Annotated in this window: 17 protein-coding genes; 2 read left to right on the top strand and 15 right to left on the bottom strand. The window is 65.7% G+C overall.

Annotated features, from left to right (window positions below):
• Positions 1-4: 4 nt before the first annotated feature.
• The 14 genes from ABIE56_RS09750 to ABIE56_RS09685 all read right to left on the bottom strand — a co-directional run bounded on the left by ABIE56_RS09750 (position 5) and on the right by ABIE56_RS09685 (position 20,080).
• Positions 5-778 carry a hypothetical protein gene (locus tag ABIE56_RS09750; protein WP_429243617.1) on the bottom strand — a complete coding sequence of 258 codons (774 nt, stop codon included), beginning with the start codon at positions 776-778 and terminating at the stop codon, positions 5-7.
• Positions 775-1,389: a type II secretion system protein GspM gene (gspM, locus tag ABIE56_RS09745; protein WP_429243616.1), complete on the bottom strand. Its 615-nt coding sequence runs from the start codon at positions 1,387-1,389 to the stop codon at positions 775-777. Before gspM ends, ABIE56_RS09750 begins: the two co-directional genes overlap by 4 nt.
• A complete protein-coding gene (locus ABIE56_RS09740) occupies positions 1,386-2,567 on the bottom strand; it encodes a type II secretion system protein GspL (RefSeq protein ID WP_429243615.1) in 1,182 nt (393 codons plus the stop codon). Before ABIE56_RS09740 ends, gspM begins: the two co-directional genes overlap by 4 nt.
• Positions 2,564-3,379, bottom strand: coding sequence for a general secretion pathway protein GspK (locus ABIE56_RS09735; RefSeq protein WP_429243727.1), 816 nt, complete (start codon positions 3,377-3,379; stop codon positions 2,564-2,566). Before ABIE56_RS09735 ends, ABIE56_RS09740 begins: the two co-directional genes overlap by 4 nt.
• A 38-nt stretch (positions 3,380-3,417) precedes the next feature.
• A complete protein-coding gene (locus ABIE56_RS09730; protein ID WP_429243614.1) occupies positions 3,418-4,083 on the bottom strand; it encodes a prepilin-type N-terminal cleavage/methylation domain-containing protein in 666 nt (221 codons plus the stop codon).
• Positions 4,080-4,505 carry a prepilin-type N-terminal cleavage/methylation domain-containing protein gene (locus ABIE56_RS09725; RefSeq protein WP_429243613.1) on the bottom strand — a complete coding sequence of 142 codons (426 nt, stop codon included), beginning with the start codon at positions 4,503-4,505 and terminating at the stop codon, positions 4,080-4,082. Before ABIE56_RS09725 ends, ABIE56_RS09730 begins: the two co-directional genes overlap by 4 nt.
• On the bottom strand, positions 4,502-4,942 hold the full coding sequence (locus ABIE56_RS09720; RefSeq protein ID WP_429243612.1) for a GspH/FimT family pseudopilin: 441 nt from the start codon (positions 4,940-4,942) through the stop codon (positions 4,502-4,504). Before ABIE56_RS09720 ends, ABIE56_RS09725 begins: the two co-directional genes overlap by 4 nt.
• A gap of 23 nt (positions 4,943-4,965) precedes the next feature.
• Positions 4,966-5,391 carry a type II secretion system major pseudopilin GspG gene (gene gspG, locus ABIE56_RS09715; RefSeq protein WP_429243611.1) on the bottom strand — a complete coding sequence of 142 codons (426 nt, stop codon included), beginning with the start codon at positions 5,389-5,391 and terminating at the stop codon, positions 4,966-4,968.
• Positions 5,392-5,417: 26 nt separating this feature from the next.
• Positions 5,418-6,635: a type II secretion system inner membrane protein GspF gene (gspF, locus tag ABIE56_RS09710; RefSeq protein ID WP_429243610.1), complete on the bottom strand. Its 1,218-nt coding sequence runs from the start codon at positions 6,633-6,635 to the stop codon at positions 5,418-5,420.
• Positions 6,636-6,637: 2 nt separating this feature from the next.
• Positions 6,638-8,353: a type II secretion system ATPase GspE gene (gspE, locus tag ABIE56_RS09705; RefSeq protein WP_429243609.1), complete on the bottom strand. Its 1,716-nt coding sequence runs from the start codon at positions 8,351-8,353 to the stop codon at positions 6,638-6,640.
• 204 nt (positions 8,354-8,557) lie between these two features.
• Positions 8,558-15,436 (bottom strand): ESPR-type extended signal peptide-containing protein, encoded by a 6,879-nt coding sequence (locus ABIE56_RS09700; RefSeq protein WP_429243608.1) that lies wholly within the window; start codon positions 15,434-15,436, stop codon positions 8,558-8,560.
• A gap of 121 nt (positions 15,437-15,557) precedes the next feature.
• The gene (locus ABIE56_RS09695) at positions 15,558-17,537 is read right to left on the bottom strand and encodes a PA domain-containing protein (protein WP_429243607.1); all 1,980 of its coding nucleotides are present in this window, start codon (positions 17,535-17,537) and stop codon (positions 15,558-15,560) included.
• Positions 17,534-17,980, bottom strand: coding sequence for a post-PEP-CTERM-1 domain-containing protein (locus ABIE56_RS09690; RefSeq protein WP_429243606.1), 447 nt, complete (start codon positions 17,978-17,980; stop codon positions 17,534-17,536). The genes ABIE56_RS09695 and ABIE56_RS09690 overlap by 4 nt, the downstream gene beginning before the upstream one ends.
• Positions 17,981-18,124: 144 nt before the next feature.
• The gene (locus tag ABIE56_RS09685) at positions 18,125-20,080 is read right to left on the bottom strand and encodes a S8 family peptidase (RefSeq protein ID WP_429243605.1); all 1,956 of its coding nucleotides are present in this window, start codon (positions 20,078-20,080) and stop codon (positions 18,125-18,127) included.
• Between the two features lie 347 nt (positions 20,081-20,427).
• On the opposite strand from ABIE56_RS09685, the gene ABIE56_RS09680 reads away from it, so the two are divergent.
• Positions 20,428-21,216 (top strand): TatD family hydrolase, encoded by a 789-nt coding sequence (locus ABIE56_RS09680; protein WP_429243604.1) that lies wholly within the window; start codon positions 20,428-20,430, stop codon positions 21,214-21,216.
• Between the two features lie 5 nt (positions 21,217-21,221).
• On the opposite strand, the gene ABIE56_RS09675 is transcribed toward ABIE56_RS09680, so the two are convergent.
• The gene (locus tag ABIE56_RS09675; protein WP_429243603.1) at positions 21,222-22,880 is read right to left on the bottom strand and encodes a Na+/H+ antiporter; all 1,659 of its coding nucleotides are present in this window, start codon (positions 22,878-22,880) and stop codon (positions 21,222-21,224) included.
• A gap of 467 nt (positions 22,881-23,347) precedes the next feature.
• Between ABIE56_RS09675 and ABIE56_RS09670 the strand changes: the two genes are divergently transcribed.
• Positions 23,348-26,404 carry a TonB-dependent receptor gene (locus ABIE56_RS09670; RefSeq protein ID WP_429243602.1) on the top strand — a complete coding sequence of 1,019 codons (3,057 nt, stop codon included), beginning with the start codon at positions 23,348-23,350 and terminating at the stop codon, positions 26,402-26,404.
• The last annotated feature ends 373 nt before the right edge of the window (positions 26,405-26,777 follow it).

The following is a 26,777-nucleotide window of genomic DNA, read 5'->3' as shown; positions in this document are numbered from 1 at the left end:
CCGGTTAACGAACGTCCTGCTGTCGTTGCTGTTCCTGCTGCTGTTCCAGGCGCCGCTTCTGCACGGCCTGCTTGAGCGCTTCGATGCGTGCACGCTGGAGGTCGGCATCATCCTGTCGCGGTGGCGTATTGCGCGCCGTGCCCGCCGCTGGTGGGTGCGGCAACGTCGGCCCCGTCATGCCGCCGCCCTGTGGCTGGATGACACGAACGCCGTCGTCCGCGGATGCCTGTGGCGGTTTAGGCGGCTGCGCACCTGGCGGTAACCCTGGCGACCCTGGCTTGGCGTTCGCCAACGGGTCGGGCGCGGAAACCTTGAGGGTAAGCTCGCGACGTTGACCGCCGTTATCGAAGATGGCGCTGCGCGGCGTGAGCGAGGCCAACGTCCAGTGGCCGTCCTGAAGCGCAGCGCCTTCCTTGACGCGAACCGTGGCGCCCTTGTCGCGGTCACGCAGCAGGGCCATCCGGAGACCGGGGGTCACGATGATGCCCGTGAGCTCCAGATCCCCGATGTTGCTGGCGTTATCGTCACCACCGGCCACGGCCACCGGTTTGCGATCGGCCATGAACAACGGCCGCTGCCAGACCTCGTTGTAGTTCGCCAGCGGCGTGGTCTTCGGCATGGCGGCGGCGCGCACCGGCGGCAAAGGCTCCGGCGCGACGGCCTCGTCCCAATGCACGCCGCGGCCAACGCCCAGTGCGAACGCCGCTGTCGTACAGCCCAGGGCAATGGCGATGCCCGCGAGCAACGGTGTGAGGCGACGCTGTCCCGCGGCGTTCATGTGGCCGCCTTTGCCGTGCGCGCGGCATGGATGTAACCGGATACCGTGAACTGCACCTCAAGTGGTGCGCTCCCGCCATTGCGAGCGGCGACCGGGTTACGGTAAATGCTGAAATCCTCGATGAACAGGTAAGGCGCCTCCTCCTCGATATCGTGGAGCACGGCAGCCATCGGTTGCATCTGGCAGCGCAGGCTGATGTTCACTGTCACCTTGCGGTAAGGATCACCCGCCTTGTCCTGGGCCGGTACCGGCATTTTCTGCACCACATCGCACGCGCCATCTTCCTTATGCGCCGCGGCGACATCGACGATACGCTGCATGAGCCCGGCGGCCGCAGCGTTGGTGTCATCTCCCGCAAGGAAAGCATCGCTGCGCGTCTGCCCCTGCTCGAGCATGGCCAGGCGCTTTTCCAGTTGGGGCCGCTCCGCGATCGCCGCCGCATAGCGACGTTGTGTGTCACGCAAATCATTCATGTCGTCGGCCATGGCCAGCTGCGGCGCGACGAACCACCAGTGCACGAGAACGAAATAGCCCACTACCAGCACCACGAGCAGCAGGAGGATGGCTGCGATGCGCGATTCGCCGGGCTTCATCTTGCTCACCGAGATCATGGTGCCGCCCCTTTCGACGAGGCCGGCGCCGGCGCGCGGGTTGGCGCCGCCGTGGCAGGTGGCTTGGGTGTGATGGCCTTTGCCTGCATATAGAAGCGTTCCTTGCCTGAGGTCGGGTCCGTCTGGATCGTGCCCTGGAAGCTGGGCTCTGCAATCGTCTTCGCGCCCTTCAGCGCGTCGATAAGCCGTGCGGCCTGCGGGCTCTGTCCCTGGAAGCCGATCTGGCCGCTCGCGTTCAGCGTGAAGCGTTCGAGCCAGGTATCGTCCGGAAGCCGTGCGGTAAGTTCCTGCAGCACCGGGAGGATCGCGGGCGTTTCGGTTTTTCGCTTCGCAAGGAAGCCTGACGCGCCGGCACTTTCCGTGAGCCGCTGGCGCAAGGCACCGACGCGCTTGGCATCCGCCTGCATCGAGTCCACTTCCTCGCGCATGGCGTCCAGTGCCGCGGCACGGTTGTGCAGCCAGGTCGCCATGGCAGCGATGGCCAACACTACGATTGCGACACCAAGGGCCAGGTTGAAGCGACGCTGGCGATCGACCCGCCGGGGCACGCGCTGGGGCGGCAACAGGTCGACCCCGGCCAGGCCGAGGTCGCGCGCGACGTCGACCCGATCGGGCGTGATGCCCAGTGTCGCCAGTTCGTCGAGAAGCGGATCGAGCGTGGCGCGCGGCGTCGCCGCCAGTTCGGCGACAAAACGCCCCTCACCAGCACCCTCACTCAGGTCGCGCACGCCGAAATGCACTTCGTCCGCACGGAACGGTGTCTGCCTGTCCACGTCGAAACCCACGACCTGGCGCAGGTTGTCGCGTGCGGCGACGGGAAGCACGAGACGTCGGCGCAACACGTCCGCCATGGGCAGCACGAGTGCGACACGACGGTCGGCCGGATCGGCCTCACCCAGGGCGCGGGCGAACTGCCCCGTACGGTGCTCCGCCGCATCCGTATCACTGGCGCTGGCCAGGGCCAGCGATTCACCGGCACGGCGAAGTACCCAGGCATGGCCCTGCCGCTCCACGATGTACCAGCGCTGGCCGCCGGCGAACGCGTAACGCCAGCGCGGGGGCACAAGGGCGGCAAGCTCGCTACCCCACCAACCCAGGAAGCCTGGCAGCGCGCTGCCGCGCCAGGCGCGGCGCAGGCGATCGAGCTGTAGCTGGGAAGCGTCCTGCAGGGCCGTCATTCTGTGTCTCCTTCGCGCCAACGCAAGATCGCGTAGGGCTGGTTGCCGGATCTTATCCCACGAAGTCTGATCGTTGATGTCAGGGAACTCCTCGTTCCGTCGTCAAGGATCGCCTCTGCGTGGATCGTATGCGTCACGCCGTTGCCCCCGGCGACGGCAGCGCCACCAGCTTGCGCGCGCGTGGCCAAAATCGCCTCGGCGCCTGCGCTACCCAGCCCCGGAATGGCGGCCAGTGCCAGCGGTTGCGCGTGTTCCGTATTGGGGCGTTCGCGGCCAGACCAGATCGTGATCGCCGGCGCAATGGCGCTCCAAAGCGGCGTATCCATGCCCAGCACCATACGCGCTTCCTCCACGGTGGCGAACGGACCGTTGCGCGGCCCGTAGTCGAGGCCCGCGGCTTCGTACTGCGGTCGCTTGGCGCCATTGGGCAGCGCGGCATCCCCCGGCCGCCGCCAGTCCTGCACGGCGGCGGATAACTTCTGCGCGCGATCGTCATTGGCACCGGCCGCCTTGAACAGACCGGAAAGGACATCGGCCGAAGCAGCATTCAGATCCACCTTGCCGTCCTCATCGACGATCGTGATGTTCACGCTGGCATCGTCGAAGGCGAAGGTATACATGCGCCCATCCGCGATCCAGCGCGCCTGCGGATCGGGGGTCTGCAAGCCCTCGATCGCACGCATCACGCCGGCTTCCGCCGCGTAGTGCGCGCGCGTCTGGGCGAACTGGTAGCGGGCCTGCAAGCCTTCGGTGCGCGCAAGTGCCGCGAAGCCGCCCAACATGATGGCCAGCAGGGTGCAGCCCCACAGCACGATGAGCAACGCAACACCCCGCTGTCCGCGACTGCGCATCACCGCACCACCGGCCCGCGCGAACCGCGCGATAGGGAGAAGCCGTTGCGCGATGCGGAGGGGTCGATCCTCAGCGGAGCGACCATGGTCGGAAACACGGTTCCGCCATCCAGATCCAGCGCGATTCGCACGAGCGAAGGCGTACGGCGGCCATCGCCCCAGGTTTCCTGCCAGTCCATCGGCTTGTTCTGGTCATCCATGCCACGGTAAGCAAACGCGCCCTTGCGGATGCCCCGCAAGAGAACCTGAGGTTCGCCAAGCGCCTTGGGCTCGCTGCCGTCCGGCGGCAGCATATAAAGGCTGACTTCAAGGCGGTAGCTGTCGCGCCCGTCTTCCACCAGCGCCACGGTCTGCATCTGGGGCCCCAGCCGCGAGAGGTAACCGGGCATCGGCGCGACGAACGTCAGCTTGTTTACCGCACCGGTGAATACGATGGGGTCGCCATCATCGGTTTCACCGAAGGGCATGACGAGCGCCTGGGCAAGCTCACTGCGCAGGTACGCTTGTGACGAGCGGACATCATCCATCCGTTCGATCGCCTGGTCGCCGCTGCGCACGATACGCCCCGCCGTGCTGATGCCGGAATACACACCCAGCAACACGATCGAAAGAAGTGCCAGCGCGGCGAGCACCTCCATGAGGCTGAATCCGGCCGGGCGTCTCACTGCCCCGCTCCCTGCGCCGCGGCGAAACGCAAGGTGGAGAAATGCGCGCGCCGCTCATGGCCTTCATCGCCCCACAGCACATCCACGTCAAGCCGGTACATGCGGCTACCGCCCGCCGTCGGATCGGCACCCGCATCGGCGGCCACGTACGGCGTAACGTTCATCCGCCACCGGTAGGTGTCGTCAAACCGTCCGTCACTGCTGCCTTCCCTCACGGGATCCATGATGAAGGCGCCGTCGAGCAGGCTCCGCGCGCGCAGGGCGGCCTGCGTGCGTTCGTTGGCGCGCGCCGTCAGGCTCATCGCACTACCGGCCACCTGCATCAGCGCCGCAAAGGCGATCGCGAGCACGGCGATCGCGGCAATGACCTCAAGAAGGCTGAAGCCGCCGGCGCGGCGGCGCGGTGCAGCGAAGCGATTCATCGTGGCGCCACGACACTGACGGCACCCGTCAGCCAGCCGACGTTGACATGCCATTCGCGTTGGCCCCGCTTCAACGTGATGCGGCCACCCGTCGAACTTCCATCGGGGAAAAACCGGATGCGGCCCGTGGTGGCGTTGGCCTGGTCTTCGCGCGCACTGGTGATGGAGACGCGCATGTCGCGCGGCAGGTGCACATCGGATTTGCCAGCGGGGCGGTACGTCGCGTGCGCGGTATCCACTTCAAGGGCCTGGCTTTCGCCCTTCACGATGGCCTGCGTACGCGTATAGCGAAGCGCGGCGGCGAGCTCACCGCTTGCGGCGTTCACGCGCGCGCTGGCCAACCCCTGGGTGACAGGGATCGAGACCGCCACTGCGGCCAGGCCGATCAACAGGATCACGGCCAGCATTTCAAACAGCGTGAACCCGCGCACACGCATGGCCGTGACCTTTCCTCGTTGCCTTACTGCCAGTTGCCGACGTCGGCCGAGTAGCCGTCGCCGCCAGCCTTGCCGTCCTGACCGTAGAACACCAGGTCGTACTGGCCGTGCTCACCCGGGAACCGGTAGCCGAACGGATGGCCCCAGGGATCCTTCAGATCGGAGGGCTTCGCATACGGCCCCTGCCAGTTCTGCGCGTCCGCGGGCTTGGTGACCAGGGCATCGAGCGATGCAGGCGGCGCACCGTTATCGAGCGAGTAGTTGTCGATTTTCTGGGTCAGGGTGGTGAGCTGTGCCTTGCCGGCGCCGTACTTGCCCTTGTCGACGTTCTTGCCGACCTGGGTAACGACGATGGCGCCGATGATGCCGATCAGCACGATCACCGCGAGCATTTCCAGCAGCGTGAAGCCGCGGGCGTGGCTGTGTCGCAGGGTACGGGTCGAACGCATGGGCGAAACTCCTTGGAACGAAACGATCAGTTGATGTTGCTGGTAAGGCTGAGCAGCGGCAGCAGGATCGCTGCCATGATGAACGCGACGAGCACGGTCATCACGATGGTCAGGGTGGGAACCAGTGCGGCAAGGAGGCGATCGATGGCACGCTTCGCTTCCACGTCAAACGTATCGGCTACCTTGAGCAGCATGGTGTCGAGCGCACCGGCTTCCTCGCCCACCTGGATCATCTGCAGGGCCAGGCGCGGGAACCGCTCGGTTTGTGACAACGCGCTACCCAGGCCAGTTCCGCCTTTGACGCGATCGGCGGCCTGTTCGAGCGCAAGATCCAGGGCACGGTTGCCGGTCACCTGGCGCGCGATGGCCAGTGCGCCCAGCAGCGGCACGCCGTTTTTGAGGAGCGTCCCCAGGGTACGTGCAATGCGGGCTGTTTCGACCTTGAGCAGCAATGGCCCGGCCACCCGCATGCCGAGCATGCGCGAATGAAAACGCAGCCTTGCATCGGGGTCGCGCAGGCGAACCCGGAGCACGACGGCCAGCACCACGACGAGTACACCGATGGCCCACCACCAATCACCGATGACAGTACCGATAGCGAGCACGACCTGGGTAATCAGGGGAATGGGTACCTGCATGTCGGCAAAGATCGGCACGAACTGCGGCACCACATAGGCAAGCAGCAAAACGAGCGAACCGAGCACACCCACCATGAGGAAAGCGGGGTAGATCAATGCATTGATGATGCTGCCACGCAGCGCCTGCGCGCGTTCGAGGTAATCCGCCAGCCGACGCAGGGTTTCGTCGAGTGAGCCACCGGCTTCGCCGGCACGTACCAGGCTGATGTACAGGCGCGGGAATACACCGTTTTCTTCATCGAGCGCCGTGGAGAGCGTGGTGCCCCCGCGCACGCGATCGCGAATGCGCTCGACCATGTTCTTCGCACGCTCGCCTTCGGGCAGGTCCAGCAGAATGCCCAGCGCGCGGTCGAGCGGCTGCCCCGCGCCCAGCAGCGTGGCCAGCTGGTGCGTGAACTGCGCCAGTTGATCACCCGTGAAAGGCCCCTTTCGGAACAGGGCGGAAAGGCTGCCACCGGAGGCATCGCCCTCGGCCGGCGCTGCCTCCAGCGGCACGTGCCCCTGGTCCTGCAGGCGTGCGACCACATCCTCGATGGAGGTGGCCTCCATGCGTCCGGCCAACATCTCGCCGGCGGCACTGATGGCGCGATAGCGGAACTGGCCCATAGTCAGGACTCCTGCGTGACGCGCAGGACTTCCTCAATGGTAGTGACGCCCGCCACGGCCTTGGCAAGGCCATCCTCATACATGGTGCGCATGCCTTCGGCACGCGCCTGGCGTTCGATCTCACCGGCATCCGCACGCTGCATCACCAGGCGTCGGATCGGATCGCTCATCACCAGGAATTCCATGATGGCGCGACGGCCCCGGTACCCGGTGGGGTTGGCCGCGCTCGAGCCAGGTTTCCACAACCGGATCGGACGCTCATCGGTGTACTTGTGTAGCTGGAACTGTTCAATGACCTCGGGAAGCGCCTCGTAGGATTCCGCCGTCTCCGGATCCAGGCGGCGCACCAGGCGCTGCGCAAGGATGCCGTTGACGGTGGAGCCCAGCAGGTAATCCTCAACACCCATGTCGAGCAAGCGGGTAACGCCGCCCGCGGCGCTGTTGGTATGCAGCGTGGAAAGCACGAGATGGCCCGTGAGCGCGGATTGGATCGCTATGCGGCAGGTCTCCAGGTCGCGCATTTCGCCAATCATGATCACATCCGGATCCTGGCGAACAATCGAGCGCAGTGCACCGGCGAAGTCGAGCCCGATCTGTGGCTTCACCTGGATCTGGTTGATACCCTCGATCTGGTATTCCACCGGATCCTCGACCGTGATGATCTTTACATCAGGCGTGTTGATCTGCGAGAGCGCGGTGTAGAGCGTGGTCGTCTTGCCCGAGCCGGTGGGACCGGTCACCAGCAGGATGCCATGCGGCCTGTCCAGCACTTCGACGAAACTGTCGCGGAAGCTGTCGGTGAAGCCCAGGGACTCGAAATCGAACACCACCGATTCGCGATCGAGGATACGCATGACGACCGATTCACCGAAGCTGGTGGGTACGGTGGAGACGCGCAGATCGAGTTCCTTACCCTGCACGCGCAACTGGATGCGACCATCCTGCGGAAGACGGCGCTCGGCAATGTTCAGCCTGGCCATGATCTTCACGCGGGAAATCACGGCGGCGGTCGAGCTGGATGGCGGGGCCTCCACTTCGTGCAACACGCCATCGATGCGATAGCGCACCTTAAGGCGGTTCTCAAAGGGTTCGATGTGAACGTCGGAGGCGCGCTGTTCCACCGCGCGTTGCAGGATCAGGTTGACCAAGCGGATCACTGGCGCCTCGGAGGCCAGGTCGCGCAGGTGTTCCACGTCGTCTTCCACGGCGGCACTGCCGTCCAGGCTCTCGACGATGCTGCCCATCGCCGAGCGGCCCTGACCGTAATAGCGCTCGATCAGGTCATCGATTTCCGAACGCAGCCCTACGCGCAGCTGTGCGTCGCGCCCGGTGGCGAGACGCACCGCCTGCAGAGGGTACGGATCGGCGGGATCGGCCACCAGCAATGCGATGCCATCCTCGCCCTCCCTGACCGGAACGACGTGGTACTGCTTGAGGAAGCGCGTGGACAGGTCGATATCCGCGGGCGGCAGGTCCGGCGCATCCTTGGCCGCCAGCAGCGGCAGGCCCAGCAAGGCGGCCCATGCGTCGGCGAGGTCGCGCTCGGACACAAGGCCGAGCCGGGCCATCAAGGCGGTGAGCGTGCCCTCGGGCGTCTCGTCATGCAGGCGGCGAGCCCGGGCGAGATCGGTGTCCTTCAGGCGGCCGAGCGCGACGAGGTGCGCGCAGACCTGGGCTTCGCCCGGTTCCCCGGTAAGCATGTCCCTATGCTCGGTCATCGCAGACATGCTTTCTCATGCTCCGTTCGTTGCGGTTTCGATGCCCCCGTTCCTGGGGCCATGGGCCGCTATTGGTAGCACAGACCATGCTTCCGGGGCGACCGTGCGGTGCGCATCCTGCGACGCGCTGCAACAAAGAAAGGCCGGCGTCACCGCCGGCCTCGCAAGGGTTTGGCGACCCCGTGTAGGCGGTCGCCTAGTCGATTACCAGCCGATGCCTACACCAACACCGCCGGAAGTCTCACCGCCGCTGACCGCGGCACCGAAGGTCAACGCGGCATGGGACGACAGCGCCCGTGAGTAGCCGACCGATAGCGCTCCCTGGCCCTTGTACCCGCCAGCACCAACGCCCAGCCGGTTGTCACCACTAACGCCCTGGGCGCTGAACGCCATCTGCGACATGGCCGCGCCCATGGCACCTACCTTGTTCAACCGATCGTTGAGGTTGTTGAAGCGGTGATCGACCTCACGCTTGTACTCGTCGAACGCCCCGCCGCTCACGATGTCGCCGAACTTCTGATCGGTGTAAGCCTTGGCCTGGGTCAAGGTGCTGGCGTCGCCCTGGTCGGCATACGACTTGGCCGTGGTCAGTGCCTGATCCACCTGGCCGACGTTGGCGGCGTCGGTCGGGGCGGTACCCGCGGCGACGTTCGTTACCCGGCGCTCGGCGCCTGCCGAGCCGACCGACACGGTGTTCGGCTGATCGGCAACGGAGTTGGCGCCCAGCGCGACACTGTTGGTCGCGGCCGCCGTTACCGTGGCACCCGTGCCTACTGCCGTGCTGTCAGCGGCACCAATCGTTGCGTTGTTGCCGATGGCAAGGTCAGTCGGGTCCTTCGCGTAGCTGCCCGTACCGATCGCCGTACCATCACCGGTACCCTCCACGATGGCCTGCGCCTGGGCGACAGGTGCCACCGCAGCGGGCGTCACCGCGGCAGGAGCTGGCGCAGCGGCGACCGCCGCGTTCACGCGCGGCCGGGTCGGGCCCGTGCCCGGCGAACCGGAGGTACCCGACTCAAGCTTGCTCACCCGGGTGTTGATCGAGCTCAGCGCGCCATCCAGTGCGCCTACCGCATCGCCGACCGTACCGTACGAGCTGCCCTGCACGCGGTACACCGGCCCGACGAAGCCATTGGCGCCCATGGTGGCGCCGCCGCCCAGGGCCATGGCTACGGCGTTACCGGCCGCGTTGCTGGTGCCGGCAAACGCCGAGCTCAACGCGGAGTTCAGCTGGGTAAGGTTCACCGCATCGGTGCCTTGGGTACCCGCCGCCACGTTGGTGATTTGCCGATTACCGCTAGCCGAGCCGACCGAAACGGTATTGGCCCGGGTCGCGACCGAACCACTGCCGAGCGCGACGGAATTAGCCGCCGTCGCCCGCGCGCTGTCGCCGATCGCCGTGGCACCTGCGCCCGCGGCGTTTGCCGATGCACCGATCGCCGTGCCGGACTCCTTGCTCGCGGTGGCGAACGAACCAATCGCTGTCGAGAGATCACCGCCGGCACTGCTACCGGCGCCGACGGCCGTTGCGTATGCCCCGCTCGCACTTGCATCGTCGGAACCGTCGTTGGCGCCGGTGGCCGATACGTAGTGCGCTGCGCTGCTCACGCTGTCGGCGAGCGTATCGAGCTGGCCTTTGTTTACCGCATCGGTTGACTGCGTCGCGGCGGCCACATTGGTGACCTGGCGCTCGGCACCGGCCGCGCCCACCGAAACGGTGTTGTCACGCTGGGCGACCGATCCGGAACCCACGGCGACGCTGTTGGCCGCACTGGCTTCAGCTTGCGCACCAAGCGCGGTGCTGGCCGCGCCTGTTGCCGTCGAGGCGGTACCGATGGCCGTGGCGTTGCCACCGTTGGCGAATGCACCACTGCCAATGGCGCTGTCACCCGTGCCGCCAGCGAACGCCCCAGAACCTGCGGCCGTGGCGAACTGGCCAGCAGCCGTCGCGTCGTCGGAGCCATCCCCTGTGCCGGTTGCCTTGAAGAAGTGGCTCGCGTCGCTGACGCTACCCGCCACGGCATCGAGCTGCGACTTGTTCACCGCATCGGTGCCTTGGGTACCCGCCGCCACGTTGGTGATCTGCCGCTCGCTACCCACATCACCCACCGACACCGTGTTGTCACGATCGGCGTAAGAATTCGCACCGAGGGCCACGCTGTTGTTGCCGATCGCCCACGCCCCCGCACCGAGCGCCGTGCCACTGTCACCAAGTACCCAGCTATTGGTGCCCAGCGCCACCGCGTTGGCCGATTCAAGGCCGAACAGGGCGAAGCCCGTCTCGGCGTACTGGCCAATCGCCACGCTGCCCGTGCCCGCGGCGCTCGCACCGCCACCGATCGCTACCGCACCATCGCTGTAGGCTGCCGAGCCGTAACCCACCGACGTGGCCAACGCACCCGGCGCATACGCCTGGCTACCCAGCGCCGTCGCACCCTGGCCGGACGCTTCCGACAGGAACCCTGCGGCCAGCGACTGCTCACCCTGCGCGAAGGCGGCCGTGCCTAGCGCCGTGGCGAACTGCCCTTCGGCCTGTGCGCTCGCACCCACCGCGGTTGCGGCCAGGCCTGAGGCCGTCGCCGGCCCCACCGCTTCTCCCGTTGCGTTGTACGTGATCAGCGGATCGCCATTCTCATCCACCGCCTGGCCGCCGATTGCCGTGGCGCTGTTAGCCGTGGCCTGCGCACCACTACCGTACGAGGCTGCGTTCTTGCCCTGCGAGGTGGCACCGTAACCGCCAGCAATCGCACCGTCGCCCTGGGCGAATGCACCGGCACCCACCGACGACGCACCCACGCCATTGGCGCTGGCACCGTTGCCTACCGCCGTCGCGTAATCGCTATCGGCCACGCTGCTGGCACCGATGCTCGTCGCACCCGCACCATCGGCGATCGCGCTGTAGCCGTTCGCCGTGCTGTCATCGCCGAACGCTGCACTTGAGGCACCCGTCGTGGTCGACCGTGCGCCGGAGGCCTCGCTGTTCGCACCCACCGCCGTGCTGTCCTCGCCGGTGGCACTCGCCAGGCCACCGACCGCCGTGGCGTTGTTCGCCCCCGCGTAGCTGCCGCTACCGATGGCGGACGCAAAGTCACCGTTGGTGGTCGAGACGGCGCCTACGGCCGTCGACTGTGTGCCGGCCGCGATGGCTTCAGCACCCAGGGCGCTGGAGCCGAGGTCCTGTGCCGCTGCCGATTCGCCCAACGCCGTCGAACTATCCGCCGCCGCATAGGTATTCCAGCCAATGGCCGTGGCGTAGTCCGCCGTGGCCCATGCGCCGGCACCGAGCGCCGTGGTGGCGTAGCCGGTCGCTTGCGCCGTGAAGAAGCCGAACGCACTGCCGCCGACCGCCACGCTTTCGTCGCCCTGGGCGGTGGCGCTTTCGCCTACGGCCACGCTGCTCACGCCGCTGGCCGTGCTTTGCGTGCCCACGGCCGTGGAGTAATCACCCAGGGCATTGGCTACCGCACCGAACGCCGACGACTGAGCACCACTGGCGTAAGCACCGACGCCGACAGCCGAAGCCGCAAAGCCGCTGGCGGTCGCGCTCGCACCCACAGCGGTGCCGCCGACATCCGCGCTTGTCGCGCCGGTATCGACCGGTACACCGCCGTTGGTGATCAGCGGGTTGCCATCTTCATCGACCGCGACACCGCCCACGGCGACACTGCCCGGACCGTTGGCCTGCGAACCGGCGCCGTAAGCCGCGCTATTCTGGCCGGTCGCCGTCGCGCCGTAGCCGGTAGCCGTGCTATTCACACCCGACGCAAACGAACCACTGCCGTAGGCGCTTGCGCCGTTAGCACCCGCGAAAGCGCCCGAACCGGACGCGACCGCGTAATCACCCACGGCGGTTGCATCATCCGTCCCGTCATTCGCGCCGGTTGCCTTGAAGTAACGCGTCGCGTTGGTCACGTTGTCGGAGACCGCATCGAGCTGCGATTTGTTGACTGCATCCGTGGCTTCAGTACCGGCGGCCACATTGGTGATCTGCCGCTCGCTACCCACATCACCCACCGACACCGTGTTGTCACGATCGGCGTAAGAATTCGCACCGAGGGCCACGCTGTTGTTGCCGATCGCCCACGCCCCCGCACCGAGCGCCGTGCCACTGTCACCAAGTACCCAGCTATTGGTGCCCAGCGCCACCGCGTTGGCCGATTCAAGGCCGAACAGGGCGAAGCCCGTCTCGGCGTACTGGCCAATCGCCACGCTGCCCGTGCCCGCGGCGCTCGCACCGCCACCGATCGCTACCGCACCATCGCTGTAGGCTGCCGAGCCGTAACCCACCGACGTGGCCAACGCACCCGGCGCATACGCCTGGCTACCCAGCGCCGTCGCACCCTGGCCGGACGCTTCCGACAGGAACCCTGCGGCCAGCGACTGCTCACCCTGCGCGAAGGCGGCCGTGCCTAGCGCCGTGGCGAACTGCCCTTCGGCCTGTGCGCTCGCACCCACCGCGGTTGCGGCCAGGCCTGAGGCCGTCGCCGGCCCCACCGCTTCTCCCGTTGCGTTGTACGTGATCAGCGGATCGCCATTCTCATCCACCGCCTGGCCGCCGATTGCCGTGGCGCTGTTAGCCGTGGCCTGCGCACCACTACCGTACGAGGCTGCGTTCTTGCCCTGCGAGGTGGCACCGTAACCGCCAGCAATCGCACCGTCGCCCTGGGCGAATGCACCGGCACCCACCGACGACGCACCCACGCCATTGGCGCTGGCACCGTTGCCTACCGCCGTCGCGTAATCGCTATCGGCCACGCTGCTGGCACCGATGCTCGTCGCACCCGCGCCATCGGCGATCGCGCTATAGCCGTTCGCCGTGCTGTCATCGCCGAACGCCGCGCTTGAGGCACCCGTCGTCGTCGACCGTGCACCGGAGGCTTCGCTGTTCGCACCCACCGCCGTGCTGTCAGCACCGGCGGCATAGGCGAGCCCGCCGACCGCCGTCGCATTGGTCTGGGCGGCGTAACTGTTCCAACCTAACGCCGTCGCGTAATCCGCGGTCGCCCACGCACCCGCACCGAAAGCCGACGAACCGTAGCCGGTCGCCTTGGCCACGAAGAGGCCGAAGGCGCTACCACCCACCACCGTGCTCTCATCACCGCTCGCGGTCGCACTTTCACCCACCGCCGTGCTGCTTGTTCCGCTCGCCGTGCTCTGCGTGCCAACCGCCGTGGAGTAATCACCCAGGGCATTGGCTACCGCACCGAAGGCCGACGACTGTGCACCACTGGCGTAGGCACCCACACCGACTGCCGAGGCGGCGAAGCCGCTGGCGGTGGCGCTAGCACCGACGGCGGTGCCGCCGACATCTGCACTGGTCGCGCCGGTATCGACCGGCACACCACCGTTTGTGATCAGCGGGTTGCCATCCGCATCGACCGCAACGCCACCGACGGCAACACTACCCGGTCCGTTGGCTTGCGAGCCGGCACCATAGGCGGCACTGTTCTGGCCGGTCGCCGTCGCGCCCGAACCGGTGGCCGTGCTGTTCACCCCGGACGCAAACGAACCACTACCGTACGCGCTGGCACCGTTGGCACCCGCGAAGGCGCCGGAGCCAGAGGCCGTGGCGAAGTCGCCCACCGCCGTGGCGTCGTCGCTGCCATCGTTCGCGCCGGTCGCCTTGAAGTAGCGCGTCGCGCCATTCACGGCATCGTTCACCTGCCCCACGTTGGCCGCATCGGTGTTTTCCGTACCGGCCGCCACGTTGGTGATCTGCCGCTCCGCCCCCACATCGCCGACGGATACGGTGTTGTCGCGGTCCGCGACCGAGCCGGCACCGAGTGCGACGCTGGCGACGCCCAACGCCGCGCTCTGCGTACCGATCGCGGTGGAGTAGTCACCGATGGCGTTGGCGACCGCACCCACCGCCACCGATTGCGCACCACCCGCATAGGCGCCGACGCCAAACGAGGACGCGGCGAAACCACCCGCCTGCGCGCTCGCGCCGACCGCGGTACCACCGACGTCCGCGCTAGTCGCGCCCGTATCCACCGGCACGCCGCCGTTGGTGATGAGCGGGTTGCCATCCGCATCAACCGCTACGCCGCCGACGGCGACACTACCCGGCCCGTTCGCCTGCGCGCCCGCACCGTAGGCCGCGCTGTTCTGGCCAGTAGCCACCGATCCGTAACCCGTGGCCGTCGCGTTGCCGCCGTTGGCAAACGCACCACCGCCTACCGCCGTATCCCCCGCGCCGCCAGCAAAGGCGCCTGAGCCGGCGGCTGTCGAATACTGCCCGGCTGCGGTGGCGTCATCGCTTCCGTCGGCAAGGCCGTTGGCCTTGAAGTAATGCTGTGCATCGGCCGTCGCTGCATCCACCGTATTCACCCGGTTGGATACAGAGGTGACGTTCTGGGCGACGGTATCGACCCGCCCATTGACGGTGTCGACCCGGCCGTTGACCGTCGTGACACGATCATTGACCTTGTCCAGCTGGCGCTTGTTCACGGCATCCGTGGTCTGCGTGCCGTCTGCCACATTCACCACCTGGCGCTCGCTCCCGCTGCGGCCCACTGAAACGGTGTTCGCGCGATTGGCAATGGAATCCGACCCCAGCGCGACCGAGTTATTCGCAATGGCGCGCGCGCCGCGGCCGATCGCCGTGCTTGCGGTATTGGCTGCATTGGCGCCCTGGCCTACGGCGACACTATCGGTCGCGGTTGCGCGCGAGCCCTGCCCGAGTGTCGTCGCGAAATCGCCCGACGCCTGCGCATCCTGGCCAACCGCGGTGCTGTACGCGCCCTTGGAGTTAGCAGCGTTGCCCAGCGCCACGCTGTAGTCGCCGGCTGCCTTGGCCTGGGCCCCGCAGGCGAACGCCTGGTAGCCCTTCGCTACGGGGGCGAGCAGCGATGAGAAGCCGCTGCAGATGTTGCCGGCCTGTGCGTTGTTGTTCTGGGATGAGCCGGCGCTTGCCGATGGGCTGGCGATCGCAAGCATTGCACCGGCTACCAATGGCAATGCTGACATGGCGGCGCGGAGGCGTCGGGAGGCGCCGCCCTTGCCGTTCGCGCGTGCATGTTCCGATGCAACGACCAGGATCCCGAGCGACTTGTTCCATACCTTGCTGTAGATCGTATTCACGTAACTTCCTCCCGTGGGTGCCGCTATTTGCGACCAGCGACGGGGCGCGCCGCGCGCTGCCTCCAGTGCCTGCCGCCTCAATGGAACCCGGGCCGCGCGAGGCGGCCCGGGTGTGCTGCGCTTACTGCGTATAAACCGCCTGCACCGTGACTCCGCTGTAGGCCTTCACGCCGGTCACCTGGAGGTACCAGGTGCCTTGGGCGGGGCTGGCCTTGGTGTAAACCTCGGCATTGCCCGTGCGGTTAGCGACCGCGGTGAACGCCGTCGCGCCCGGTGCCTGCACGGCGATGGACACATCGCCCGAGCCACCCGCCGTGCGGAACGTCAGCGTTTTCGCCCCCGCTGGCACGGAAAGCGCATACACCTTGGTGCTGCCTGCGGCGCCGGACTGATTGCCAAGGCCCACGTTATTGCCGAGGCCGATGGCATCCGGGATCGCGACGTGCCACGCCGTGTACTGCTTCTGCGTTTCCGCATCACTCAGGCAGGCATTGAGGCTGGTTGCCTGGCCGGCCGTGATCAGGCCGGAGCTCGCCAGCGTGCTGGCGTAGGCGCGCACACCGGTGCGGTAGACCGCAAGCGTGGCGGCATCCCCAGCGATGGTCTTCGCGTTGGAGATGACGTTCGCACCCACGATCACACCACCTGGCACGAGCGTCGGAATGCCCGTGTTGCAGGTGAGCAGCAGCTGCCCGGTGGTGTTGAGGCCCCAGCCTTCATCCTTGAACAGCGCTGGCGTCAGGTCGACATCGATCTGGCCCATCAGGTCCTGGTTGATCGCGTATTCCATGATCGCGTTCGGGGTCAGGCGGGTGTCGTAGTGCGAGAACGACGAGCCCTGTGCAAGCACCGTCGGCGCATACAACTGCACGTTGCCCTGTGCATCGGCACCGGCGAGCCCCGTGCCCTTGCCGACGGCACCGGTCAGACCGGTGAGGTTGGCCTTGAGCTTGTTGCCATCGACCTGGCTGATCGCGATCGTCGGGATATTGATCGTGGTGGTGGGCGTACCGCCCGGGGTGATCGCACCGGCCTGGTTGTTGGCGATGAGCACCGCCTTCGCACCTGCCGTCTGTGCGTTGGCCACCTTATCGGTGAAGTTGCAGGTACCGCGATCGATCAGCGCGATCTTGCCGCTGATGGCCGAGCCATTGGTGATGGCGGCGCAACCATCCGCCGGCGCCGCCTGGACCACGCTGCCGCTGAAGTTGCTGGCGGTAGCGAGCGGCCCGAACGCACCCTGGGCGTACTGGTAATCACCTGCGGCAGCCGCCGGTGCCGAGACGCGGAAGATATCCGGCAGGCCAAGAGCGAGTGGCGCTTCCGCTTTGACTGTGGCGCCGGTGAAGACGAGGTTGCCGTCATCCAGGGCCGCGGTGACACGCTCGGCATTGGTCAGGTCATACCACTTCTTCATCTTCGTATCGTTGTAAACGAAGGTCGAATAGATATCGGGGCGGGCCACGCCGTCGTCGCCGACGTAGGGGGAACCCGTGGTCAGGCTGTTGAAGCCCGAGAAGCCCAGGCCGTGCGCCATTTCATGTAGCACGACGTTGAGGAAGTTGATGGAGCCGGCCGGCGTCTGCCCATCCAGGCCGAAGTACCACTTCGATCCTTCAAGGCAGCCAGGGGAACCCAGCGCACCGTTGAACTGGCTCTGGATATCCGCCTCGCCGGGAATACCATCAGCGCCGCTCAGCGCGTCGAACAGCGCCGAGTGATACCAGGTGTTGCGTACCGCGCGCGGCGGCAGCGTGCTGGTGTTGTCGAAGTAGAAAATGTAGGTGGTGCCGGATGAACCGAGGACACCAGACGTCGCATCGCACGAGAGCTTTTCGAACGTCGCATTGTTGACGATGGTCACGTCGCTCTGCAGCACCGCACCCCACACATCGGCGGCGAACTGGTAGACGTTCAACGCCTGCTTGCCCACCGTGGTGCCCGGGTTACCACCGACAGGCGTCGCCGGTGTTGGATCGTCGAGGCCCTTGCCGGTGCCGACATCCTGGTTGACGATCTTGATCTCCGCGGCACTGGCGCCCATGGCGCAAAAGAGCCCGGCGGCGGCGATGGCGGTAAAGAGAAGATTACGGCGGATCATTTCACCACCTCCGGCGCCTTCGGTGCGGCCTGTACGCCGTGATCGTCGTGGTGAATGCTGAGACTTCCATCGGGCTGCCGTTCGGCGACCACGCTGCTCATCAGTTCCTGCGGCACGCGTACGGCCTTGGCGCGAACGCCGTTATCGAGCGACACGCTGCGGAAGGTGGATTTCGCTTCGGCCGCCGTGCGTGGCTGGCCTGCGGAAAGCTTCGCCGCGGATACGCTTTGCGCACCAAATGCTTTCGACAGCGCCGCACGCTCCTCGGCGGTCGGCTCACGCAACCGGCCCGTTGCCGGATCGATCGCAACCTGTACGCCTTGTACGACGACCGTCTGTGGCGCGGCGGTCTTCGGTGCTTCGGCGGCGTGTACCGCTGTCGCGAGGGTGAAGACGCCCGTCAGCACCAGGCCCACGGCCTGTGCCAGTGTTCGTGAATACATTGCCCTTACCTCCCTTATGCGGCGGCAGGGACCCCTCCCCGCACGCCACGCCAGCGAAGACCCCCTCGCTGGCGCAAGACGAGAAGCCCGCCCCCTGGCCAGGCTTCCCCTGCCCACCGGCTCACGGCCGGCGGGCGAGTTCCATCAAGGTTCGACGAAGCGCGCGAGGACGCTGACGTTGGCGTACGCCGCCGGGCTGGTCACCGTGATGTACCAGGTGCCCGCTGCCGGCCGCGCGACCGTGACCGTCTCGTTATTCGTGCCCTTCTTGGCCGATACCGTCTCGGCGCCGGCCGTGCCGTTCTTCACGGCGATGGACACATCACCCGTCCCACCGGACGTGGTGAACACCAGCGTGCGGGCACCCGAGGGCACCACGATCGAGAACACCTTGGCCGAACCATCGCCCGAGGCCTTTACGCTCGTGCCGTTGGTGAGGACAGTGACATCCGGTTCGCCGGGGTTGCCCGAGTCGTTGCCCAGCGCCTTGTTCACCGCGGCGTAGGCATCGACGATGCCCGCACCGATGGCCTTGTCAGGCGTGGACGGGAACGCATGCGCCGTCGAGGTGAGCAGCGTGCGGATCTGTGCCGGCGTCGGCGTCGGCAGGCTGGCACCCTTTACCGCGGCGAGCATAAGGGCCACCGTGCCGGTGACGTGCGGCGTCGCCTGCGAGGTACCGGCCATGCCGCCGTAATCGGCCGTGGTGGGCTCGTGCGTACCATCGTTGATGGCCGACCACGAGAAGCCCGCCGAGACGACCGTGCCCGACGCGGCATCGTTCGCATAAACGCCACCGCCGGGCGCGGAAATCGCCACGCCCGTGCCGTAGTTGGAGTAGTAGGCGCGTTTGCCCGTAATGCCGTTGGACGCAACGGCGATGACACCCGGGCAGCTCGACGGCGAATAGTTCGCCGTATCGTCGTTTTCGTTGCCGGCGGCCACCACCACGGTCGTGCCACGGCCGATGGCGCCCGTGATCGCGTCGGCGGTCACATCGTCATCGCTGCACTTGCCTTCGCCACCCAGGCTCATGTTGATCACCTGGGCCGGATGCGTGTTATCCGGCACGCCATCGACATGCCCACCCGAGGCCCACACGATCGCATCGGCGATATCGGAGCTGTAGCCACCGCAATGGCCCAGCACGCGCACCGGAAGCACCTTCGCCTTGTAGGCGATGCCAGCCATGCCGGTCGTGTTGTTGGTCAGCTCGGCAACGTTGCCCGATACATGCGTACCGTGCCAGCTGGAGTCTTCAGCCGGGTTGTTCGCATCGACGCAACCGCCATTGGTCGCCAGGTATTTGTCATCGGTCGTCCAGTCACCGAGATCCCAGCCTCCTGGCACGCGCCCGTCGGTGCTACGGCCGGAAACGTAGCTATCGACGATGAAGTCGTAGCCGGCATCGGCGAGCGAAAGGTCGATATCCGGATGATTGGTGATGCCCGTATCGAGCACCGCGACGGTGACGCCGGTGCCATCGGACAGGTTCCACGCGTTGGCGACATTGCTGCCACCCTTGTTCGCGTAGCTGCTCGCGTCCGAGCCAATCTTTTCCGCGGTGCCATCCGGTGCACGGAAATGCCACTGGTAGCGCTGGTAGTACTGGTCGTTGACCACCACCGGCGTCGGCGCCGCTGCGGCGGCCAGGCCAGTCGCAGGAATGTCACGCACCTTCTGCATCATCACGTCGGCCTGGACGTGTGCCACGGCGGGGTCAGTCGCGATCTGGCGGATCAACGCATCCGCCTCGGTGGCGGATAGCTTGCGCGAGATGCGCACAAGGTCGGCGCCCGTGCCCAGCTTGCGCGAGTAACTGGCAAGCGGAGCTGCGGCTTTGCCGGCACGCAGCGAACCGGTCGTGGCGGCGGCACGCGAAAGTGCGGCGCTCACCGCCTGTGCGGCGGCCGCATGGTCAGTGCGCTGCGCGGTGCCATCGCGGTACTTGATGATGAAGCGGTCGTAGCCGCTCGATGCACGCAAGGTGCTGACGTTGAACGTGGCGTGGGGCGCGGCGGCCCCTGCGGCGAAGATCCCTGGCGCGACGGCCAGAACGAACGAGGCGACAAGCGACCTCGCGAGGATACGATTTCCCATCTGCACTACCCCTTAGCCCGTGGTACTGCCTGGGCGGCCGATTGCGGGCCGCCTTCCTTTTGATGCCCATGGCGGGCATCCCCTGCAAAAAAGAATCTGAGCTCCCTCTAAAAAACCTCCATGCGACGACTTCCTGGCGATATTTCGCTAGCCGTCGCAGGAACCTAGCAGCAGGAAAATACGACCGTCAATAATTTGACGCGTTATTTCGCGTCGTCCGAACGGCCTATCCGCCAAACCCCGTGGAAACGCTGTCCGGACGGCCATATATGTTCTAATTCATGGCTTTGCGTGGCAATAACGCACGGCAGTACCACGCACCCCCCAACCACTTTGCGAAAGAAATCATGGACTTGATCGACATCGGCGCGAACCTCACCCACGAGTCGTTCCGCCCGGATCTGGATGCCGTCCTGGCGCGTGCTTTGAGCCATGGCGTAGGCCGCATGATCGTCACAGGCGCCTCGCGAGAAGGCAGCGAGCATGCGCTGGCGCTCGCAAAAGAGAGCGGTGGGCGCTTATTTGCCACCGCCGGGGTGCATCCACACCATGCCGTGGACTATGACGACGCCACCGACGCCGTGCTGCGCCACCTCGCCAGCCAGCCGGAAGTTCGTGCGGTCGGCGAAACCGGCCTTGACTACAACCGCAATTATTCGCCGCGCGAGGTCCAGCGCGAGGTGTTCGAACGGCAGCTGGCCATCGCCGCCGAGTTCGGCATGCCGCTGTTCCTGCATCAGCGCGATGCCCATCACGATTTCCTGGCGCTGTTGAAGCGCTACCGTGATCGTGTCCCCGCCGCGGTCGTGCACTGCTTTACCGACACCGGCGAAGCACTCCGCGATTACCTCGACCTGGATTGCCACATCGGCATCACCGGATGGATCTGCGACGAGCGCCGGGGCGCGCACCTGCGCGAGCTGGTGAAGCTCATCCCCGCCAACCGGCTCATGCTCGAGACCGACGCCCCCTATCTGCTTCCGCGCACATTGCGGCCCATGCCGAAGGACCGGCGCAACGAGCCGATGTACCTGGCCCACATCCGTGATGAAGTGGCGAAAGACCGCGGTGAAACACGCGAGGCTGTAACCGAGGCTTCCACGCGTACCGCGGAGCGGTTCTTCCGCCTCCCCTGAGTACCCTACCCTGCGTGCAGCCCCGTGAGCGCGGCTTCGGCAAGATCGACTTCGCGCATCAACGAACGCAGGGTTTCATCGTTGATCGTATGGTCCCGGCGCAGTTCGATGAGCTGGTGACGTTCCGCCCGCAAGGCAGCGAGGCGCATGACGCGCTCGGTACCCGCCTCGGCGCGCGCCTTACCGGGCACATCACCTTCTTCCGCTGCTGCTTCCAGCCGCTGCTGATAATCCGCCATCACACGCGACGCGACGCGTGACGCCAGGGCGATGGCATCGGCATCACCGGCATCCTCGACCTTCTTCTGCTCGTCGGCGATGCCACGCAAGGCGGCCTCGGCGGTGAGTGCCCGCGCCTTGCGCTCTTCGCGCACCCGGGGATCCTCGCCCGGCAGTTTCAGCCCCTTGACCGATAGTGGAAGGCCGACGGCACCAAACAGCAGCGTGCACAGAATGACGCCCGTCGCGAGGAAGATCATCAGATCGCGAACGGGGAACGGCACCCCCGGTGCCTTCAAGAAGGGAAGCGACAGCACGCCTGCCATGGTGATCGCGCCCCGGACGCCGGCGAGCGCCGCCGTCCACATGAGGCGCGTGCCTACCTTGGGCCGCTGTTCACCACGGTGCAACGCGCGCATGAGCACGAAGCGAAGCGATACCCACACCCAGATGAAACGCAGGATGACAAGGGCCAGCGTAATGGCCACGACGTACGCCCCGAGATACCAGAGCTCACCCCCACCAGCCTGCTGCAGGTCGGTTTTCGCGCCGTCGATAATGCCCGGCAACTGCATGCCCAGCAGCAGGAAGATGAGACCGTTGAAGATGAACTCCACCATCGACCATACCGCGCTGTTCTGCATGCGCATGGCGACGTACCCGCCCTTGAGGACATCGGTGTAGTTCATCAACATACCCGCCGCCACCGCGGCGAGGATGCCAGACACGTCGAAGTGCTCGGCCAGCAGGTACGCAGCGAACGGCAGCAGAAGCAGCATGGCCACCTGGCTCGCCGGATCTACCTCGCCGCTCCAGCGCACCAGGCGCCGACGGAATGCGCCAAAGGTAAACGCCACCAGCGCACCCGCAGCGACACCACCCAACGCGGTGATCGCAAAATCACGGGCGGCATGCAACGCCGAGAAGTGGCCGGTCACTTCCGCCGCGACGGCAAACTGCAGGGCTACCAGGCCAGATGCATCGTTGAGGAGCGCCTCACCGGAAAGAACATGCATGAGGCGCGGAGGGATGCGCGTTCCGCCCGTGACCGATGACGTCGCGACCGCATCGGTCGGTGACAACACGGCAGCCAGCGCGAACGCAACAGCCAACGGCACCGTGGGGATCATCCAGTGTACGAAGTAGCCGACGCCGATGATCGTGAATATGACGAGGCCAACAGCCAGCGCGAGGATCGGCCCCCGCAGGAGAAAGAGTTCCCGCTTCGGAATGCGCCAGCCGTCCGCGAAAAGCAGGGGCGGAATGAACAGGAGAAAGAACAGCTCGGGATCGAACTGCACACGCATCCCAAACAGGCTGGCCAGCAACGCGCCCAATGCGATCTGTACCAGCGGTAGCGGCAAGCGGAAGGGGAGGATCCGGACGACCGCGCCGGAGAGCGCGACAACCAGGAGCAAGACGAGAATAGTGATGACGAGGTCCATGGCCCGAACGCTACCGGGCCGCACGCAAAAGCAGCAAGCATTTCCGTCGGATGGGGCGCAAGCAATTGCGCCGAAGTGCGTAATTACCTGCTTAGGATTTATTCCTATTGTTTACAGGTATTTCACAGGTTTACGTTCGTTTCACGCGCCGGAATCCGGTGCCGTCGCAGCCGTTTCCAGGGGATACAAGCGGAACGGCGCGACTTACACGGCAGAACCTTTCTTGTCGTCTTTTTGGGGAATCCAACATGCCAGCTTCGCTCCGGTTTGTAGTCCCTTCCAAAGGTGCGCCTAGCCGCTCGCCTTGACCGCGTGATGTCGCCTGCCCACCAGAAGGCAGACGGCACCGCGTAGCCGTGCATTTCGATCAGCCCACGCCGCCGCCGCGGCGAACACCCACGTGCCGCGTGGGTGCGGGCCCGTTCGTTCCGCCATCCGTCACATGCGTCCTTTAGGAGGGTAGGTTCATGCAGTCCGTCTCGCGTATCGCGGTTCCGCCGCGCCGCAAACTCACACTGGCCGTGGCGTTCGCCGTCGCGGCTGCCGCCAGTGGCGGCGCGTTCGCCCAGAGCAACGCCACCGGCGCCATCTACGGTTCGGCCAATCCCGGTGATGTGATCCACATCGAAAATAGCGCCACTGGCCTCAAGCGCGATATCACGGTCGACAGCAGCGGCCGCTACCGCGCCAACTCGCTGCCGATTGGCAACTACGACGTCACGCTGATGCACAACGGCGCCGCCGTGGATACCCACAAGAACGTCCAGACCCAGATCAGCCAGGGTACCGACGTATCGTTTGCCGCCACCGCCTCGGCCGGCAACGCCACAGAACTGGGTAGCGTGCAGGTCACCGCCAACAGCCTGCCCAGCATCGACGTGAGCTCCGTCGACTCACGCACCGTGCTTAGCTCCGACCAGCTGGCCAAGCTGCCGATCGCCCGCACATCCATCAGCTCGATCGCCCTGCTCGCCCCGGGTACGACGTCCGCCGCCCGTGGCTACGGCAACGCCCTCTCGTTCGGCGGCTCCTCGGCATCGGAGAACGCCTACTACATCAACGGCTTCCAGGTCACCAACCCCCTCACGGGCGTGAGCTCGCGCCAGCTCCCGTATGACGCGATCGACCAGGAACAGGTGCTTATTGGCGGTTACGGCGCGGAGTACGGCCGCTCCACCGGTGGCGTGATCAACGTCGTGTCAAAGCGCGGCTCGAACGAATGGAAGGGCGATGTGCAGGTGCTGTTCTCGCCGTCGTCGCTGGCTCAGGAGCCACGCAACATCTACTACCGCGACGGAACCAAGTACCAGCGCGGCAACCCCTACACCTGGCGTGACCAGGAAAACCTGCAGTACTCCGGCTCGATCGGTGGCGCCCTGGTGAAGGACAAACTATTCATCTTCGCCGCGGCCGACTGGATCAAACAGACCGGCAACTACACCGCCCCGAGTGGTGCAAACGATGACGAGCGCGATACCGGCAAGACCAAGCGCTGGTTGACCAAGATCGACTGGAACATCACTGACAACAACATCATCGAGCTCACCGGTATCGGCGATACCGAGACCACGGATGCATCGATCTTCGGCTACAACTACAACACCGGCCGCGGCGACTACCTTGGCCACCAGTACACCAAGAACTACAACAATACGCAGACCAACGCGACGCCGGGCGGTGATACCTACATCGCCCACTACACGGGCTATATCACCGATGACCTGACGGTCAACGCGATGTACGGCCGCGCCAACTCCAAGCACTCCCAGGTCGTCGACGAAGCCAGCGGCCTGACCTGTACCTCCATCTCCGACCAGCGCGCGGCGTTCAAGGGTAACCCGCAGAGCGGCTGCCTCGTGGGCGCCTCGACCCAGCTGACGCCGGGCTCGAAGGACAGCACCAAGGGGTGGAGCGCCAACATCGAATATCGCCTGGGTGACCATGACCTGCGCGGCGGTGTCGATAACTACGTGCTGCGCGCTACCTGGGGTGCAGTGCCAGTGGGTGGCACGGGCTATATCTACAACGATATCGGCGATGGCTCGTCCATTCGCAACCGCCTCAGCAACCTGGGCCTGGACCCGAACCTGTACAACCCCGCGGATTTCGCCAACGGCTACTACGTCGAGTCCACGGCGCTGTCGACGGGCACCTCGGCGCGAACCAACCAGCGTTCGCAGTTCGTGGAAGACAACTGGCAGGTAACTGACCGTTGGCACGCCTATATCGGCCTGCGCAACGAGCAGTTCTCGAACTACAACGGCGTGGGCGAAGCCTACGCACGTTCGCGCCACCAGCTCGATCCTCGTCTGGGTGTGTCGTGGGACGTGTATGGCGACAGCTCGCTGAAGGTGTACGCCAACGCGGGCCGTTACCACCTGGGCCTGCCCACCTCGGTGGCGGTCCGCGGTGCCGGTCCTTCCACCTACCCGTCGCAGTATTTCGGCTTCACGGGTATCGATCCGGTGACCGGTGCACCGACCGGCCTTGTCACGGGACCGTTCTCGCAGACGTATTACCTGAACGGCGCGAACGGTACGCCGCCCGATGCAAAGACCGTGTCGGCGCAGGATCTTCATTCTTACTACCAGGATGAATACATCCTCGGCTTCGACAAGCAGCTGGAAGACAACTGGGTGGTCGGCGCGAAGGGTATGTATCGCCGCCTGCGTAGCCTTATTGACGACATGTGCGATCCCTCCTCGCTGCAGACCTGGGGCGACGAAAATGGGCTGAGCGACGAAGTGAAGGCGGGTATCGGTCGAAGCACGGGCTGCTGGCTGTTCAACCCGGGCCGTGCCAACACCTTTACGCTGTCGCCGGCCGATGGCCAGTATCTCAGCGTTCCGCTTAGCGCCGCCGACCTCGGCTTCCCGAAGCCGAAGCGCCACTACTACATGCTCGACCTGTACGCCGAACACCAGTTCAGCGACAAGTGGTACGGCAAGATCGACTACACGTACTCGCGTAGCTACGGCAACTCCGAGGGCCAGCTGGATTCGAACATCGTCCAGGCGGACGTCTCCACCACGGAAAGCTGGGATTTCCCGGCCATCATGGAGAACACCAACGGCGACCTGCCGAACGACCGCAAGCACCAGCTACGCGTCTACGGCACCTATGCGCCGAACGACGAGTGGCAGTTCTCGACCGTCACCCGGATCACCTCGGGCGCGCCGGTCAGCTGCCTGGGAACGCGGCCGGAATCCGTCGGCGGCGACCCGTACGGGTACGGCGCCAACTACTTTTGGTGCAATGGGGAACCCGCGCCACGCGGTTCGTACGGACGCACGCCGTGGACGTACACGCTTGACGTAAGCACGGCCTGGAAGCCGGCCTTCGCCGACCACAAGCTGACCTTCTCGGTGGACGTGTTCAACCTGCTCGGGAAACAGCAGGTCACGCAGTACTACGAAACCGGCGAGCTCGCATCGGGCGACCCGAACCCACAGTACAAGCGCGCCCGCTCGTTCCAGGATCCGCGTTACGTCCGCCTCGGCGCGCGTTACGACTTTACCCTCTGATGCACCAGGCATAACAACAACAGCAGTATTTCCCCGGATCTTGGCTGGTTCCCTGGAGGGAACCAGCCATTTTTTTGCCTGCTTTTCCCGCAACAACCCTGCGTGAAAACTCACATCAGATGAAACCTTTTTCATCCTGCGTTTAACGAACGCCGCAAGGACCTGCGCAGTGAAAGGTAACCTCAGCCATTCGGGCCGCCGTTGCGTCGCAAGGCCTGGCTATCGCCTATGCGATCGGCACGAATTCAAGCCATCTAAATCCCTGCGTTCATGAACGCCGCATTGAGTGTGATTTGCAGCCCGGCGTAGTTTTCGCTCGCTTGTTGCAGTTTTGTTAATGCAGTGAGCGGCGCACACACCATCCGGTCGCACC

The organism is Luteibacter sp. 621 (genome assembly GCF_050435445.1).
GTDB lineage: Bacteria > Pseudomonadota > Gammaproteobacteria > Xanthomonadales > Rhodanobacteraceae > Luteibacter.
This window is presented reverse-complemented; position numbering and strand designations above follow the sequence as displayed.